Origin of the sequence: Chelatococcus sp. YT9 (genome assembly GCF_018398315.1) — a bacterium.
In the GTDB taxonomy this organism is placed as follows: domain Bacteria; phylum Pseudomonadota; class Alphaproteobacteria; order Rhizobiales; family Beijerinckiaceae; genus Chelatococcus.
Genome location: NZ_JAHBRW010000001.1, coordinates 4,049,520 through 4,066,549 on the forward strand (window position 1 = coordinate 4,049,520; position 17,030 = coordinate 4,066,549).

General features: G+C 61.8%; 15 protein-coding genes. 12 read left to right on the forward strand and 3 right to left on the reverse strand.

The features are described 5' to 3' along the window. The first annotated feature begins 82 nt into the window (after positions 1-82). The 6 genes from bamA (at position 83) to lpxB (ending at position 7,239) form a co-directional block, all read left to right on the forward strand. Positions 83-2,524, forward strand: coding sequence for an outer membrane protein assembly factor BamA (bamA, locus tag KIO76_RS18720; RefSeq protein WP_502761894.1), 2,442 nt, complete (start codon positions 83-85; stop codon positions 2,522-2,524). A gap of 69 nt (positions 2,525-2,593) precedes the next feature. Continuing rightward, on the forward strand, positions 2,594-3,658 hold the full coding sequence (lpxD, locus tag KIO76_RS18725; RefSeq protein WP_213324653.1) for a UDP-3-O-(3-hydroxymyristoyl)glucosamine N-acyltransferase: 1,065 nt from the start codon (positions 2,594-2,596) through the stop codon (positions 3,656-3,658). Between the two features lie 29 nt (positions 3,659-3,687). Continuing rightward, positions 3,688-4,152 (forward strand): 3-hydroxyacyl-ACP dehydratase FabZ, encoded by a 465-nt coding sequence (gene fabZ, locus KIO76_RS18730; RefSeq protein ID WP_213324654.1) that lies wholly within the window; start codon positions 3,688-3,690, stop codon positions 4,150-4,152. A gap of 3 nt (positions 4,153-4,155) precedes the next feature. After that, positions 4,156-4,947, forward strand: a complete 792-nt coding sequence (lpxA, locus tag KIO76_RS18735; protein ID WP_213324655.1) for an acyl-ACP--UDP-N-acetylglucosamine O-acyltransferase — start codon at positions 4,156-4,158, stop codon at positions 4,945-4,947. Next, entirely contained in the window at positions 4,926-5,831 is a 906-nt protein-coding gene (locus tag KIO76_RS18740; RefSeq protein WP_213324656.1) for an LpxI family protein, read from the forward strand. The genes lpxA and KIO76_RS18740 overlap by 22 nt, the downstream gene beginning before the upstream one ends. Before the next feature lie 241 nt (positions 5,832-6,072). Then, positions 6,073-7,239, forward strand: coding sequence for a lipid-A-disaccharide synthase (gene lpxB / locus KIO76_RS18745; protein WP_213324657.1), 1,167 nt, complete (start codon positions 6,073-6,075; stop codon positions 7,237-7,239). Positions 7,240-7,310: 71 nt separating this feature from the next. Here the strand turns inward: lpxB and gltA are convergent, their stop codons facing one another. Together gltA and gltX are read right to left on the reverse strand one after the other, a co-directional pair. After that, on the reverse strand, positions 7,311-8,603 hold the full coding sequence (gene gltA, locus KIO76_RS18750; RefSeq protein ID WP_213324658.1) for a citrate synthase: 1,293 nt from the start codon (positions 8,601-8,603) through the stop codon (positions 7,311-7,313). Between the two features lie 373 nt (positions 8,604-8,976). Beyond that, positions 8,977-10,398, reverse strand: a complete 1,422-nt coding sequence (gene gltX, locus KIO76_RS18755; protein ID WP_213324659.1) for a glutamate--tRNA ligase — start codon at positions 10,396-10,398, stop codon at positions 8,977-8,979. Positions 10,399-10,734: 336 nt separating this feature from the next. On the opposite strand from gltX, the gene KIO76_RS18760 reads away from it, so the two are divergent. Then, positions 10,735-13,065, forward strand: coding sequence for a ComEC/Rec2 family competence protein (locus KIO76_RS18760; protein ID WP_213324660.1), 2,331 nt, complete (start codon positions 10,735-10,737; stop codon positions 13,063-13,065). Here the strand turns inward: KIO76_RS18760 and lexA are convergent. Further along, a complete protein-coding gene (lexA, locus tag KIO76_RS18765) occupies positions 13,043-13,744 on the reverse strand; it encodes a transcriptional repressor LexA (protein ID WP_213324661.1) in 702 nt (233 codons plus the stop codon). The genes KIO76_RS18760 and lexA overlap by 23 nt on opposite strands. Before the next feature lie 454 nt (positions 13,745-14,198). Between lexA and KIO76_RS18770 the strand changes: the two genes are divergently transcribed. The 5 genes from KIO76_RS18770 (at position 14,199) to KIO76_RS18790 (ending at position 17,023) form a co-directional block, all read left to right on the forward strand. Beyond that, positions 14,199-15,116: an ABC transporter permease gene (locus KIO76_RS18770; protein ID WP_213324662.1), complete on the forward strand. Its 918-nt coding sequence runs from the start codon at positions 14,199-14,201 to the stop codon at positions 15,114-15,116. Positions 15,117-15,125: 9 nt separating this feature from the next. Beyond that, the gene (locus KIO76_RS18775) at positions 15,126-16,031 is read left to right on the forward strand and encodes an ABC transporter permease (protein ID WP_213324663.1); all 906 of its coding nucleotides are present in this window, start codon (positions 15,126-15,128) and stop codon (positions 16,029-16,031) included. Next, a complete protein-coding gene (locus KIO76_RS18780; protein WP_283771451.1) occupies positions 15,982-16,287 on the forward strand; it encodes a tautomerase family protein in 306 nt (101 codons plus the stop codon). The genes KIO76_RS18775 and KIO76_RS18780 overlap by 50 nt, the downstream gene beginning before the upstream one ends. 259 nt (positions 16,288-16,546) lie before the next feature. Beyond that, positions 16,547-16,762 carry a tautomerase family protein gene (locus KIO76_RS18785; protein ID WP_249729648.1) on the forward strand — a complete coding sequence of 72 codons (216 nt, stop codon included), beginning with the start codon at positions 16,547-16,549 and terminating at the stop codon, positions 16,760-16,762. A 42-nt stretch (positions 16,763-16,804) separates the two neighbouring features. Continuing rightward, on the forward strand, positions 16,805-17,023 hold the full coding sequence (locus KIO76_RS18790) for a tautomerase family protein (protein ID WP_291959844.1): 219 nt from the start codon (positions 16,805-16,807) through the stop codon (positions 17,021-17,023). Positions 17,024-17,030 lie beyond the last annotated feature (7 nt).

Here is a 17,030-nt window from a genome sequence, read left to right on the forward strand (position 1 = left end):
AGTAAACTCTGTAGAAGCGTTATTCGCCTATGGGATTGATATGGCCGGTTTTCCGGCAGAGAAAAGAACAATGAGGCGGCATCTGATGACGCTGACGACCAAAAGAGGCCGGCACTTGGTAAAAGGGCTCCGTTCTGGACTGGTGGCACTTCCGCTGACGGCAGTTTTTGCTGGAGGCGCTTTGGCGCAGTCGATTGTTGTTCAGGGCAATCGGCGGGTCGAGGCTGACACGGTTCGGTCTTACATCACGAGCCCGTCCAATTCGCCGGCTGAAATCCGTCGCGAGTTGATGGCGACCGGCATGTTCACCAACGTGAGCGTCGCGCGTCGCGGTGGCGACGTCGTCGTGACCGTTTCCGAAAACGACCTCATCAACCGGGTCGCTTTCGAGGGCAACAAGAAGCTCAACAAGGATATCCTCGGTTCCGAGGTGCAGACGAAGGCACGCCAGCCCTACAGCCAGGCCACGGTCGATGCCGACATTGCCCGGATCCGCGAGATCTATAAGCAATCCGGCCGCGGTCTCGCCTCGGTGACCGCGCGGACGGTCGATCTTCCCAATGGCCGTATCGACGTCGTGTTCACCATCGACGAGGGTGATAAGACGGGCGTCAAGGAAATCAATTTCGTCGGCAACACGGCCTATTCGTCGTCGCGTTTGCGGAACCTGATGACGACGACGGAGATGAATTTCCTGTCGTTTCTCAAGACCTCCGACGTTTATGATCCCGACAGGATCGCATCGGACGAAGAGCTGATCCGGCGCTATTACCTTAAGAACGGCTACGCCGACTTCCGTATCGTTTCGACCGACGTCCAGTTCGATGAGGCGAAGGGTGGCTATATCGTCACCATCACGGTGGAAGAGGGGCAGCCCTACAAGGTCAGCGGCGTTCGCGTCGAATCCCAGATCCCCGACGTGTCATCCGAGCAGTTGCAGGGCATCGTCACCACATCCGCAGGCGATACCTATAATGCGGAGGCGGTCGAAAAGTCTCTCGACAGGTTGACAACCGAGCTTGGCCGCCGCGGCTATGCCTTTACCCAGGTCCGTCCTGCGGGCGTGCGCGATCCCGATACGCATACCATCGGCATCGACTATGTCGTGGAGGAGGGGCCGCGCGTTTATATCGAGCGGATCAACATCCGTGGCAACACGCGGACCCGTGACTACGTGGTGCGGCGCGAGTTTGATATCGGCGAGGGCGACGCCTTCAACAAGGTGTTGATCGACCGCGCGCTGCGCCGCCTCAATAATCTGGGCTACTTCAAGTCGGTCCGCATCACCAACGAGCCTGGCTCCAGCCCCGACCGCGTCATCGTGAATGTGGACGTCGAGGATCAGGCGACCGGCCAGTTCTCCGTGTCGGGTGGTTACTCGACCTCGGACGGTCTTATCGGTGAGGTTGCGGTTTCTGAATCGAACTTCCTCGGCCGCGGTCAGTATGTCCGTCTCGCGGGCTCCTGGGGTCAGCGCGCGCAGGGTGTCGACTTCTCGTTCACCGAGCCTTACTTCCTCGGCCAGCGCATGGCTGCCGGCTTCGACCTGTTCTCGAAGTATACGGACAACACCAACTACTCTCGTTACACCAACCGGGTGACGGGTGGTCAGCTTCGCTTGGGTCTGCCGATCACCGAAGATACGACGGTTACGCTGCGTTACTCGCTGTATCAGTCGAACCTCAAGGTGCCGAACAGCTACGACGATCCGTTCAACGACTGCTGGTACCCGCTCTACGGCTTCACCGGCCCCTATCCGGATTGTATCTACAACGGTGAGGCGTCCGTCGCGATCAAGGAAGCCGCCGGCAAGACCATTACGTCTCTCGTCGGTGCGACCTTTACCTACAACACCCTCGACAACATCCGGAATCCGCATTCCGGCCTCTACGTCGAGTTTAAGCCTGACGTTGCGGGTCTCGGTGGCGACTCCAAGTTCATCCGCGCCACCGCCGAGGCTCGCTACTATCGCGAGTTGTTCGACGATGTCGTCGGCTTGGTCCGCGTCCAGGGTGGTCACGTCCGTGCGTTCGGTGACAAGGACCTGCGCATCGTCGACAACTTCTTCCTCGGCCCGTCGCTGGTTCGTGGCTTTGCGCCCTCCGGCATCGGCCCGCGTGACATGAATGGTGACTCGTCGGCCAACGCGCTGGGTGGAACAACCTATTTCGGTGGTTCGCTCGAAGTGCAATTCCCGATCTGGGGGCTGCCGCGTGATCTCGGTCTGCGAGGCGCGGTCTTCGCCGACGCGGGCACGCTGTTCGGCTATGATGGCGCGACCAACTTTGCTCCCTATGGCGTGCCGGAATACTGCCCTGCGCCCGGCACTCCCTACACGAGCTATACGGCGCAGCCGACCTGCGTGAACGTGCTGGACAAGAAGACGATCCGCTCGTCAGTCGGCGCCAGCTTGCTGTGGCAGTCGCCACTTGGTCCCCTGCGCTTCGACTACGCATGGGTGCTCTCCAAGGCAACAGGCGACCAGACACAGCAGTTCCGCTTCTCCGGCGGCACGAGCTTCTAAACCAGTGGACAGAGCGACGGGCGGCTTCAGAAATGAGGCCGCCTTCGCGATTCGAGATATCGCGGTTTCATGACAGATCCGGTGTTCTTTCCGCGTATGGGCCAGCCGACCTTGGCTGAGCTGGCTGCATCTGTCGGCGTCACTCTGCCGGAAGGCGTGCAATCGGACTTGCGGATATCCGGCGTAGCATCGCTTGAGTGGGCCGGTCCGACAGATGTCGCCTATATGGACAACCCGCGCTATGTCGATGCGCTGGCGGGGACCCGTGCGGCGGCGTGCTTCGTATCCAAGCGGTTTGTTGCGAAGGTTCCTCCGGCGACTGTCGCTCTTGTGACGTCCGATCCCTACCGCGTCTTCGCGCAGGTGATGGCGAGCCTTTATCCCTCAGCGGTACGCCCCCAATCGACCTTTGCGGCGGTTGGAATATCACCGGGTGCCTTCGTGCATCCCGGCGCACATCTCGAACCGGGCGTGATCGTCGACCCTGGCGCGGTTATCGGGCCCGACGTCGAGATCGGCAGCGGCAGTGTCATCGGCGCCAATGCGGTGATCGGTCCCCAATGCCGGATTGGCCGTGATGTCAGTATCGGCGCCAATGTTTCCGTGCTCAACGCGCTCATCGGCAACCGGGTTATCCTGCATGGCGGCGTGCGGGTCGGGCAGGACGGATTTGGCTTCGCGATGGGCGCGAAAGGACATCTCAAAGTGCCGCAGATCGGACGGGTCATCATTCAAGATGACGTCGAGATCGGCGCCAATACGACGATCGACCGCGGTGCAAGCCGCGACACAGTTATCGGCGAGGGAACCAAGATCGATAATCTCGTCCAGATCGGCCACAATGTGGTCATTGGACGCCATTGCGTCATCGTCTCACAAGTCGGCATTTCTGGTAGCACAACGATCGAGGACTTCGTGGCGCTCGGCGGTCAGGTCGGTGTCATCGGCCATGTCACGGTTGGTACCGGTGCCCAGATCGCGGCCTCCAGCAATGTCGCGAGCGACGTCCCACCTGGGGCGCGCTGGGGTGGCACACCAGCCAAGCCGTTGAGGGATTGGTTTCGGGAGATCAAGTCCGTTGAAAAGCTTGCGTCCAGCCGCGATCCGGGCGACAGGGGTGGCGATGGCGCCTGAATTGCCGCGCCGATGAGGAGAAGATTTTCATGAACGATGGGCCGGACAAGCTCGAAACCGCGGATATCCTGCAGATTCTGAGCTATCTGCCGCATCGCTATCCCTTTCTTCTCGTTGATAAGATCATCGAGATGAAGGGTGATGAGTCGTGCATCGGCATCAAGAACGTCACCTATAATGAGCCGCAGTTTGCGGGGCATTTCCCCACGCGGCCAATGTTTCCGGGCGTCTTCATGATCGAGGGCATGGCTCAAACCGCCGGTGCCCTATGCGTGGCATCGAAGCTCGCCCAGAAGGCGCGGCCGAAGGAGGTCTATTTCATGACCATCGATAAGGCCAAGTTTCGGAAGCCAGTCGGGCCGGGCGACACGGTTGAATATCACATGAAGAAAATCAACAACCGCCGCAACATGTGGTGGTTCCGTGGCGAAGCGAAGGTCGACGGCGTTCTCGTTTGCGAGGCGGAAGTCAGCGCCATGCTGGTTGTCGAGTGAGTGATGGGCGCTATTCATCCAACCGCCATAGTGGAAAACGGTGCGTCCCTTGGCGAGGGTGTACGTATCGGTCCGTTCTGCGTGGTGGGTCCGGAAGCCACCCTCGGTGACGGCTGCGAGCTTGTCAGCCACGCGGTTGTCGCCGGCCGGACGACGATCGGCCCGCGCACGCGTATATTTCCATTCGCGTCCATCGGTCACCAGCCACAGGATCTGAAGTATCGCGGCGAGGCGTCCACACTGACCATCGGCAGCGACTGCTTGATCCGCGAGGGTGTCACGATCAATCCGGGCACGGAAGGTGGCGGCCTCGAGACCGTGGTCGGCAGCCATTGCGCACTGCTCGCCAATTCACATATCGGCCATGACTGCCATGTCGGCAATCATGTGATCCTCTCCAATAACGTGATGCTCGCGGGGCATGTGACGCTGGGGGATTATGTGATCGTCGGGGGCGGCGCGGCGATCATCCAGTTCGCGCGTGTTGGTTCCCATGCCTTCGTCGGCGGTCTGTCGGGCGTGGAGAATGACGTGATCCCATATGGGATGGCGCTTGGTAACCGCGCACATCTTGCCGGTCTCAATATCGTTGGACTGCAGCGCCGTGGCTTCTCGCGGGAGGATATCCATAGCCTCCGGCGGGCCTATCGCCTCCTCTTCGCCGCGGAAGGGACCCTGATGGAACGGGTTGAGGACGTCGCCGCCGAATTCGACAAGCTCGCGGTCGTTCAGGAGGTGCTGGACTTCATCCGCATCGGCGGGAAGCGGGCTATATGCACGCCGCGAGAGGCGTGAGCGACACTTCGCCGCCGAGCAATCCCAGCACCGACGGCGCCGTGGCGCCGATCGTTCTTCTCGCCGGAGGCGGTGCACTACCGGACTTGCTTGCAGAAGCCCTTAAGCGCCGGGGCAGGGCGGTCAGGGTTCTTGCCTTTCGCGGCTTCGCGGAGCGCGCATTTGCCCGCCGCGCCGACCTGATTGTCGACCTCATCGACTACAAGCGGACCCTGGCGGCCCTCAAGGCGTGGAAACCGGCGGAAGTTGTCCTGATCGGCACCGTCACACGTCCCAAGCCGATCGCCTTTATGGGGGCGCTTTCAGCTTACCGCAATCGCGAGGAAATCGCTGCCATCCTGGGTTCCGGCGACGATGGCCTTCTTGGCGGCGTCGTGCGCGTCCTTGAGGAAGAAGGCTTTGCGGTCGCCGGGATCGATCGGCTTGCGCCGGAGCTGCTCGCGCCGCAAGGTCAGCTCGGTGCCGTCGCGCCGGATTCCGACAGCTGGTCCAGCATCGCGCGCGGCCTTGCAGTGCTCGATTCTCTCTCGCCTTTCGATGTCGGGCAGGCCACGGTCATCTGTGCGCATTGGGTCGCTGCCATCGAGGGTCCGGAGGGCACCGACGCCATGCTGCGGCGTGTGCAGAAACTCCGCAGAGGGCCGCGCCTGCGCGCCACCCATGGCGGAGTGCTGGTGAAGACAGCCAAACGCGACCAGGACCTCCGTGTCGATCTGCCGACGATCGGGCCGCGTACCGTCGTAAGAGCTGCTGCGGCGGGCCTTCAAGGTATCGCTGTTGGCGCGGGTACGACATTGATCGTCGAGATCGAACGCACAATCCGGGAAGCAGATCAGCGGGGATTGTTCCTGCTCGGGGTCGATCTTCCCCACCGATCCCCCTAGCACCAAAGCGACATTGCTCGTGACGTTCGGATCTCGACGGTCGTTTAAAGGTGAGCGGCGCATCCGATCTCTCGTAAGCGCCCCCTTGAGCATATTCAGGAAATGAGCGATGCGATTTTGCGTCCTCAAGTGCGCAAAATCAAAGATATAGAGCATTTCGCCTGGAGCGGATTTCAACGAGAATGCTCCTGGAGGCCGCTGGCGGCGGTAGGACTATGCGTCGGACGACTGAGGAGAGGGCATGCCCGCGCGAATTTTTGTGGTCGCTGGAGAGGAATCCGGTGATCAGCTCGGAGCCCGGCTCATGCAGGCTCTCCGCCAGCGACTGGCGCCCGATGGCGTGCTGTTCACAGGCGTCGGCGGGCGCGCCATGGAGGCTGAGGGGCTAGAGAGTCTCTTTCCTATGTCGGACATAGCGGTCATGGGTTTCGCGGCGGTCATCGCACGGCTGCCAACGTTGATCAGCCGCATTAAGGCGACCGCCGAGGCCATCATCGCTCAGCGACCCGATCTGGTCGTCATCGTCGACAGCCCGGATTTCACGCACCGTGTGGCGCGGCGCGTCAAAGCCGAGCTGCCCGATCTGCCTATCGTGGACTACGTCAGCCCCACTGTCTGGGCGTGGCGGCCCGGGAGGGCACGTAAGATGCGGTCCTATGTCGATCATGTACTGGCGCTGCTGCCCTTCGAGCCGGCCGCGCATGCCCGTCTCGGCGGTCCCCCGTGCACCTATGTCGGTCACCCTCTGATCGAACGTCTTGACGTGTTACGCCCGAGCCGTGGAGAGCGGATCGAGCCGCCCTATGACGTCGAGCCACCGACCGTGCTCGTTCTGCCCGGCAGCCGACGCTCCGAGGTGACGCGCCTCATGCCTGTCCTGGGCGAGACGGTGGCTGCCGTTTCGGCGAAGGTTGGACATGTGAACTGGGTGCTGCCGGCGGTACCCCACGTTGCGCCGCTGATTGAGCAAGGCTTACTATCCTGGCCAGTCAAGCCCACCGTCGTCGCCGGCGAGGCGGCCAAATATGCGGCATTCCGATCCGCGACCGCCGCGATCGCCGCTTCGGGAACCGTCACGCTCGAACTTGCGCTGGCACGTGTTCCAACGGTCGTGGCCTACAAGGTGTCACGGCTGGAGGTGCAGGTGCGGCACTTCATCATCGTCCAGCATGCAAGTCTGCCAAATATCATTCTCGACGAGCCCGCCGTGCCCGAATTCCTGCAATGGAACTGTACGGTCGAGAACCTCGCGGGCGCGCTTCTCCCCCTGTTGTCAGCCTCTCCGGAACGCATGGCCCAGCTCGCCGCCTTCGATCGCGTGGCAGCTGCCATGAGCATTGGCGCGGCTCGTCCAAGCGACAGGGCTGCCGAAGTGATCACGGACGTTTTGCACTCGCGGCGATCGTGAGCGGTGCCCTGGTGGTAACAAAAAAGGGGCCTGAACGGCCCCTTTTCCATATCGTTGACGGAGTTCAAATATCAGGAGCGCTGCGCCATCGGCAGATAGTCGCGCTGGGGAGCGCCGATATAGAGCTGGCGCGGACGGCCGATCTTCTGGGACGGATCCTCGATCATTTCCTTCCACTGGGCGATCCAGCCAACGGTGCGCGCCAGCGCGAAGAGCACTGTGAACATCGACACCGGGAAACCGAGCGCCTTCAGCGTGATACCCGAGTAGAAGTCGATGTTGGGATAGAGCTTCTTCTCGATGAAGTACTCGTCGTGCAACGCGATGCGCTCCAGCTCGAGAGCGACATCGAGCAGCGGATCGTCCTTGATGCCCAGTTCGTTGAGCACCTCGTGCGTCGTCCGCTGCATGATCTTGGCGCGTGGATCGTAGTTCTTGTAGACACGATGGCCGAAGCCCATGAGGCGGAACGGATCGTTCTTGTCCTTGGCCTTGGCGATGAATTGGGGGATGCGGTCGGGTGTGCCGATCTCCGCCAGCATCTTGAGGGCGGCTTCGTTGGCGCCGCCGTGCGCCGGTCCCCACAGGCAGGCGATGCCGGCGGCGATACAGGCGAAGGGGTTCGCCCCCGACGAGCCGGCAAGGCGAACGGTCGAGGTTGAGGCGTTCTGCTCATGATCGGCGTGCAGGATGAAGATGCGATCGAGCGCGCGCGCGAGGACCGGATTGACCACGTACTCCTCGCAGGGCACGCCGAAGCACATGCGCAGGAAGTTGGACGTGTAATCGAGATCGTTCTTCGGATACACGAAGGGCTGGCCGACCGAGTACTTATAGGCCATAGCCGCCAGCGTCGGCATTTTGGCGATCATCCGCATGGACGCGATCATCCGCTGCTGCGGATCGGAGATGTCGGTCGAGTCGTGATAGAAAGCTGAGAGCGCGCCGACCGATGCCACCATCACGGCCATCGGATGCGCATCACGGCGGAAGCCTTGGAAGAAGCGGTTCATCTGATCGTGAACCATCGTGTGGCGGGTCACCACGTAGTCGAATTCCGCCTTCTGGCTTGCCGTCGGCAGTTCCCCGTAGAGAAGAAGATAACACGTCTCCAGGAAGTCGCCGTGCTCGGCGAGCTGCTCGATCGGGTAGCCACGATAGAGGAGAACACCTTCGTCACCATCGATATAGGTGATGGCGGATTCGCAGCTCGCCGTTGAGGAGAAGCCCGGATCGTAGGTGAACATCCCGCTATGTTTGTACAAGGCACCGATATCGGCGACGCTAGGGCCTATCGTGCCGTCCTTTACAGGAAGGTCGATGCCCTTTCCGTCAACAGTCAAGGTGATTGCCTTGTCGCTCATGGATATATCCTTCTGCTCAAACGCAGCGAAGCCGTCACAGCCAGACCGCATGCACGAGCTTGGAGGAAGTGATCCACGCTCGAGAGTGCGCCAGATTTCAAAAGGTTAGCGCAGGAAACGTCGTGACGTGCAACGATCACGTTCAATCTCATGCCCTTGCCCATGAAAGTCATAAAAGCTCAACGGCAATGAATGTCGAGCCGTTCCTGACCCACCCTGGTGGGTCTTCGGCCCATTTTGGATCTGCAATTGACTCCGCGAGATAAGAAATCACGCGGAATCAATGGCTTGATGCCAGTATCCATCGAGATCCCAGCCCGCCCCGAACATGCTCTAGCTCATCCACGACCATCGTTCAAGCTGTCGGAATGGCTCAGGGCAGCTGATCGCGGATACGGCCTAAACTTTCATCACGTCCAAGGACTGTCATGACATCGAAGAGACCCGGTGAGGTTCCGCGACCGGTCAAGGCGGCACGCAGCGGCTGGGCCAATTGACCGAGCTTCAGCCCCGCTTCGGTGGCCGTCGCCCTCACCGCGGCCTCAGTGGTGTCGTTGCTCCAATCGTTGATCCCTTCCAGAGCAGGGAGCACCAGCGCGAGCCGCTCCTTACCCTCCGCATTGAGAAGAGCCTTTGCCTTGTCATCGCAAACGAGGGGCCGCGACGCGTAGAGAAAAGAAGCGCTGTCAAGCAGTTCAACCAGAGTCTTGGCACGCTCCTTGAGCCCCGGCATTGCCGCGAGCAGCTTCTCACGTAGGTCGGGAGGCAACGTGGGTCCGAGGCCGCGCGCCGGCCCGAGCTCCGGCAGGATATCTTCCAGAGCCCGAACGAGGGCCTCGTCGTCGGCGCTGCGCATGTAGTGACCGTTGAGGTTCTCCAGCTTCGCAAAGTCGAAGCGGGCGGGAGAGCGTCCGATAGAGCCCAGGTCGAAAGCCGCGATCATCTCGTCGGTCGAAAAGATCTCCTGATCGCCATGGCTCCAGCCGAGGCGGACCAGATAATTGCGCAACGCGGCCGGCAGATAGCCCATGGAGCGATAGGCGTCGATACCGAGCGCGCCGTGACGCTTCGAGAGCTTGGCGCCGTCTGGCCCATGGATCAGGGGAATATGGGCCATGATGGGCACGTCCCAGCCAAGTGCCTCGTAGATCTGCTTTTGCCGTGCGGCGTTGGTCAGATGGTCGTCCCCGCGGATGATATGCGTGACACCCATGTCGTGATCATCGACGATGACCGCAAGCATGTAGGTCGGCGTGCCGTCAGACCGCAGCAGAACGAGATCGTCCAGATCTTTGTTCTGCCAAGTGACACGGCCCTGCACCTGGTCATCGATCGCGGTCTCACCTTCGGTCGGCGCGCGCAACCGGATCACGGGCTTGACACCGGCCGGCGCGTCCGAAGAGGGACGATCCCGCCAGCGCCCGTCGTAGCGCAACGGTCGTCCTTCGCGGCGAGCCTCCTCGCGCATGGCCTCGAGTTCCTGCGGCGTCGCATAGCAGTAATAGGCGCGTCCGCGCGCGAGCAGATCTTCAGCGACCTCGCGGTGCCGCGCCGCGCGGGAGAACTGGTGAATGGCATCGCCATCCCAATCGAGCCCGAGCCAGCTCAGGCCATCGAGGATGGCGGCGATGGCCGCTTCCGTAGAGCGTTCGCGATCGGTGTCCTCTATTCTCAACAGCATCTTGCCGCCGTTCCGGCGGGCATAGAGCCAGTTGAACAGGGCCGTGCGGGCGCCGCCAATATGCAGGAAGCCTGTCGGCGAAGGCGCGAAACGCGTAACGACGGTTCCGGTCATCTCAGATATGTGCTCTCTTGTGCCAAAGCGATGACCGTGGCGGTTCGAACTCGCTTCCGCCGACGGTCGGGCGTCGTTTAGCATGATGCCGGGCCGGGGGTAAGAAGCTCTTTCCCTCACCGGAGGCCATCGTTCCACTGGTTTGTTTCTAGTTCCGCCGGCGGCGGCCGATCTGGTGCTGTGCGTCCGGGAATATGTTTCACGTTCCGGTGCTTTCAAGGCCGGCGCTTTTGCCGGCCGATCACGTGTTTGTTCGTTCCTTGCGTTTCTGCATTTCAGAACCCGACCGTTGCAATCTGGCCCGTAGCCAGCCGTCCCCCAGAGCGTTTCGCACGTATGGCCCGCCAAAAGAGCCGCGCGATCATTGTCGCCGATGATAGCCGACCGCCGCGTCCGGCGGTGGGCAGCCTGCTGCCGGGGTGGCATGTCTTCACCGCCGACCAAGCGCGAGGCGTGCTTCGGGATCTCCTCGCCTTGGAGGCCGAGAGACGGCGGGCCTTCCTCTGGCTGCCCGTTGCCTTCGGCGCCGGCATTATTCTGTACTTTCTGGCGGATGCAGAGCCCTCCCTATGGCCGTCGGCAGTGGGAGCCGTCATCGCGGTCTTCGCGGCGGCCCTTACGTGCCGCTATCGCCGGGTGTCGGGCGTGGCGATCGCGGTCGCGGCCGTCATGGCGGGATTTGCCGCCGCGACATGGCGTACGCGCACCGTCAGCGCGCCGGTGCTCTCCCGACCGGTGATCACCAAGCTCGGCGGTCTCGTTCTCAACGTCGAGGAGCGTCCGGCGGGACCTCGCATTGTCGTCAGGGTCGCGACCCTCGGAGATCTCGCAGCCCATGCGCGCCCGGCCCAGGTGCGCGTTTCCCTTCGGCCGGGTGCTAGCGTCAAGGCAGGCGACTTCATCGAGGCGACCGCCCGCCTGCTGCCGCCACCGACTGCGGCGCGCCCTGGCGGCTATGATTTCGCTAAAGATGCCTTTTTCGCCGAACTTGGCGCTGTCGGCTCGCTCGTCGGAAAGGTGTCTATCCGGGCCCCGCCGGAAGCGCCGGATATCTGGACCACCTTGACCATTGCCAATGATGTTGCCCGCAATGCCCTGACCCAGCGGATCGCCAACGCCTCCGGCGGGCAGGAGGGAGCCCTTGCGGCGGCTCTCGTTACGGGCAAGCGCGGACTGATCACGGAGGAGGTCAACGATGCCTTGCGCGCAGCCGGCATTTACCACATCGTATCGATCTCCGGGCTTCATATGGCGCTCGCTGCGGGCAGCCTGTTCTGGGCCGCGCGAGCCATGCTCTCGCTGTGGCCGGCGATCGCGCTCGCCTGGCCCGTGAAGAAGATCGCTGCTGTCATCGGGATGCTTGGAGCCACGGCTTACTGTCTGTTCTCCGGCGCGGAAGTCGCGACCCAGCGGTCTCTCGTGATGACGATTGTCATGATGGGCGCGATCCTGATCGACCGACCCGCACTGTCGATGCGCAATCTCGCCTTGTCCGCACTCATATGCCTCGCCCTGCGCCCTGAAGCCCTGCTAGGGCCTAGCTTCCAGATGTCCTTCGCCGCTGTCGCCGGCATGATCGCCTTTGCTGTCAAGCCCACGGGGCTCCTTGTCGGCGGAGATCCTTCATCTGGCAGCTATGGCTGCCTGCGGTCGGTTGGGCGGTGGGCGCTTCTGCTCACCACGACCACTACGGTCGCGACCATAGCCACGGCGCCGTTTAGCGCCTATCATTTCCAGACGCTCAACCCGTTTGGTCTGCTCGGGAACGCGATGGCGCTCCCGCTGATCGAGCTTGCGGTCATGCCGCTCTCGGTGCTCGGCGTCTTTGCGTCTTTCTTTGAGCTCGACCGGCCGGTCTGGTGGTTGATCGGCCAAGCCACAGTGCCGGTGCTGGCATCCGCCCGCGCGGTCGCCGAGCTCGAACGCTCGCGCGTGGTCGTGCCGGCTTTCGGTGTAGGCGCTCTCGGCCTGATGGTCATCGCCATCCTCTGGATCACCCTATGGACAACAGCCTTGCGCTGGCTTGCGCTGTGTCCCGCGGTAATCGGGCTCGCGATGGCGCACGGCGCACAGCCTCCTGACATTTACATTGATCGTGGCGCGAGCGGCCTCGCCCTGCGCGCCGCCGACAGCCGGCTCATCGTCCTCGGCAAGCCGTCGGGCTTTGTGCTGGAGCAGTGGCTGCGAGCCGACGGTGACGGGCGGGCTATCGACGATCCTTCCCTGCGCCATGCCACACACTGTGACCGGCTCGGCTGCACCGCACGTTTAAAGAGCGGTCAGATGATCGCCTTCGTGCGTGATAAACGTGCCTTCCCGGAGGATTGCCGACGTGCTGCAGTCATCGTGAGCCCGCTGCAGGCGCCACGCACCTGCGAGGCCGCCACTATCATCGACCGGTCCATTCTCGACCGCAGCGGTGCCATCATGCTCGTAGAGGATCCACTTAGCGCCGGCTTCAGCCGAATTCAGGCGCTCTCCACCGCATCGCGTCCCTGGATCACCGGTGGCAAACCGGCCCAGCCCGCGGGCCGTCCACCCGACCCAAAAACGCCAGCCGCTGCATCATCCTCGAGGCACCAAAGTCTCGATCCTCTCGATGCGGCACCGGAGGCTAACGAGGAGGGAGAGGAGAGGGCGCCCCTCAATAGCGACGCAGAAGACTGACGAGCTTGCCCTGTATCCGAACCCGGTCAGGGCCGAGCACGCGCGTCTCATAAGCCGGGTTAGCCGCTTCAAGCGCGATCGAGGAGCCACGGCGCCGCAGGCGTTTAAGCGTCGCTTCCTCATCATCGATCAGGGCAACGATGATGTCTCCCGTATCCGCCATGTCCTGGCGCCGGATAACGACCGTGTCGCCATCAAGGATGCCGGCCTCAATCATCGAATCGCCGCGGACCTCAAGAGCAAAATGCTCGCCGGCACTCAGCATTTCGACCGGAATGGCCAGTGTGTTGCTGCGCGATTGGATCGCTGAGATGGGCGTGCCGGCGGCGATCCGCCCCATCACCGGGACCGAAATCGTTTTTGGCGCATCGGTTTCTGCCGCAGGAGGCAGGTTGCGCACACGTCCCAGGCCCCCCTCCACCACACTTGGGCTGAATTTTCCACGCGGCACGGCGGCCATCGCGGTATCGGGCAACTTGATGACTTCAAGAGCGCGCGCCCGGTTAGGAAGCCGGCGAATAAAGCCGCGTTCCTCGAGAGCGATGATCAGACGATGGATGCCTGATTTCGACTTCAAATCAAGCGCTTCCTTCATCTCGTCGAAGGAGGGAGGTACGCTTGTTTCCCGCAGCCGCTCGTGGATGAAGCGAAGAAGCTCGTTCTGCTTGCGCGTCAGCATGTTGTGACCACCCCCGCCTTTCGTTTGCCCGCTTCCAACACATCCAGCACCAGGATCGATCAGTTTTTAGGAGCAATCGCACCTATTCAATACTGTGCTCCTGAAGTAGGAAACAAATCATGAACGACGATAGCTGTTCTCTATGTGTTCCGCAACCCCGAAAGCACGCGCCCGAGGCGGGCGGCTGATTTCAGCCGCTCCGTATGCCGCCTCTCTGCTGATCAACAGGCTCTCTCTTTGCGAACTCTGCCACCCATCTTTCCGGACGGATGACTTGGGGCCGCGCATGCAGTTTCCGAATTTGTGAATTTTAAATCGGAAATATCGTTCATCATGAAATTCATGCTTGTGAATTTAAGCATGGCCGATAAGATCGTCTCAACTTCAAATCAAGCGGTCGCAAAATGCGATCCGTCGCTCTCAAAGACGTGCGACGGTGGCAGGGGAACTATGTATGGGCCGTTACATCGTGCAGCGACTCATCCTCACGATTCCGGTGCTCATCGGCATCATGCTGGTGTGTTTTTTTCTGACCCGTCTAAGCGGTGATCCGACCGACCTCATGTTGCCGACCAACGCGACCGAGGAGGCCAGGGCCGCCTTCCGGTCCGTGCACGGCCTCGACAAGCCGTTGTGGGAGCAGTTCGTCACATTCTTCGCCAAAGGGCTCATGGGCGATTTCGGCTCCTCGTTGCGCTTCAACCAGCCGGCGATGAGCCTCGTCTGGGAGCGCCTTGGTGCGACCACGGAACTGGCCGCCGCAACGATGGCCATGGCGCTCTTCATCGGCGTGCCGGCGGGGGTGGCCGCTGCCTATCGCCGCAATACGCCCGCCGATATCACCATTCGCGGCATCACGCTCATGGGACAGGCGCTGCCAGGCTTTTACCTCGGCATCATCTCGATCATTGTCTTTGCCGTATGGCTGCGCTGGCTGCCCTCGGGCGGACGCGGTTCCTGGCTCAATCTCATTCTGCCGGCCGCGACCCTTGCCTTCAATCTCGTCGCGCTGATCGCACGCGTCACGCGGTCCTGCATGCTCGACGTGCTGCGGCAGGATTATATCCGTACAGCCCGCGCCAAGGGCGCCCGTGAGCGCACCGTGCTGTGGATCCACGCCCTGCGGAACGGCTTCATTCCCGTGCTCACCGTTATTGGTCTCCAGGTCGGTCTCCTGATGGGAGGCGTCGTAGTGACCGAAACGGTATTCTCCTGGCCCGGAGTGGGGCGCCTCGCCATCCAAGCGATCTACGCGCGCGACTTTCCCGTTGTGCAGGCAGTCGTTTTCACCTTCGCGATCATTTTCGTGTTCGTGAACCTCGTCGTCGATCTCCTCTACGCGGTTCTCGATCCGCGCATCAGCTACAACTGAGGCGGCGCCATGTCCTTGTCACCGCCTGTCGCTGCAGCGGAGCCCACCCCCATCGAAAGCCGCTGGCGCGGCGTGCTGAAGCGCCTCGTGGCGAAGAAGGCGGCCAAGCTCAGCCTCTTGATCATCTTGATCGGGTTTCTGTTCGCGCTGGCGCCTTCGCTATTGGCGCCGCATGATCCCTATGCCCAGGAGCTAACCCTGCGCCTGCGTCCGCCGGCGCTGATGGAGCGCGGTGTGCCGGGATACTGGCTCGGCACCGACCAACTCGGCCGCGATATTCTCTCCCGCATCATCTATGGCGCCCGTATCACGCTCTTCGTCAGTATCTTCGCTGTCCTCGTATCGGGCCTCGCGGGCGTCGCGATGGGCCTCATCGCGGGGTACTACGGCGGCAAGGCGGATGCGGTCATCCTGCGGCTGATCGATATCCAGCTCGCCTTTCCGCTGGTTCTCCTGGTCATTGCCGTGGTGGCGGTCGTTGGTCCCTCGCTCACCAATCTCATCATCATCATGGGATTGTCGGGCTGGCCGCGCTTCGCGCGCGTGGTGCGCGGCTCGGTACTGTCCGTCCGCAACAAGGAATTCGTGGAGGCCGCGCGAGCGATCGGCGTGAAGACGCCGCGCATCATGGTGCAGCACATCCTGCCGAACGTCCTCTCGGCGGTGATCGTCTATGCCAGCTTTGATCTCGCCCGCATGATCCTCCTGGAAGCGACGCTCAGCTTTCTAGGCCTTGGCGTGCAGCCGCCATCGCCAACATGGGGTGGCATGATCAGCGACGGCGCCAAATACATGAGCTTGTCGTGGTCGGTCTCACTCAGCCCCGGCATCGCCATCGCGCTTCTGATCCTGGCCTTCAACATTCTTGGCGACGAGCTTCGCGACGCGCTCGACCCACAGATTTCCGATAACTGACGTCGCGATCGATCCGGCCCAGGAGGGGGCGACCATGATCATTACCATTCAGTTTGAGAACAGCCGCACGGACGACACCAAGCGTGCCGGCGCCAAGGCTTTGACGGAGGCGGCTGTTGAAACGCTCGGCGTCAAGCCGGAGTGGGTCACCGTTCTCTACGAGAATTACGACAAGGAGAACTGGGCCATTGGCGGCGAATTGCTGCTCGACCGCCATGCGGCGCGCGAGAAGGCCGCGAAAGCGCAGGAGTCCTAAGGCCTACAGGAGGCCTCAGGCCGATCCAGGGCCATGAATTGGCTTTGGCTGTTCCGAAGCAGAGCCAGTCTCAACACGCGGACCGGCTCGAAACAAGCGGGAAATCCGGCCGAATCCTTAAAGTGACGATCCAAACGCCTGAGTATTTCGAGGGGTATATCTTCTCAGCTGAGCCTGAGCCGCATCGATCAAGATCGGAAAAGCAGGGGGATATCCACCCGATGTTCGTAACCATCACCAGCCAGACAGGGATTAATCGATGCCCATCATCACCATTCAGTTCGACAAGGGCCGCTCCGTGGAGAAAAAGCGGGAAGTCGCCAATGCTGTAACCGACGCCATCGTGGCAACGCTCGGGGGCCAGCGCGATTGGGTCACCATTCTGTTCCGCGACTATGAGCGTACGGACTGGGCGATCGGCGGCAACCTGCAACTTGACCGCCACGGTCCGCTGAAACCCGGCCACCACGGCTGATAGCGCATACCTCTCCCCTCACGAGCAAAAGGCATCACGACAGTGATCATCACCATTCAGATGGAAAAAGGCCGCAACGTGGATACCAAGCGGCGGGCGGCGAAGGCCTTTACGGAGGCTGCCATTGCGACCCTCGGCGCCAAAGCCGAGTGGGTGACAGTGCTGTTTGAGGATTACGAGCGCACGGATTGGGCGATCGGGGGCAACCTGCAGCTAGATCGCCACGGCCCGGGGCTCGTCACGCTCGGCAATAAGGAATAACAAAAGG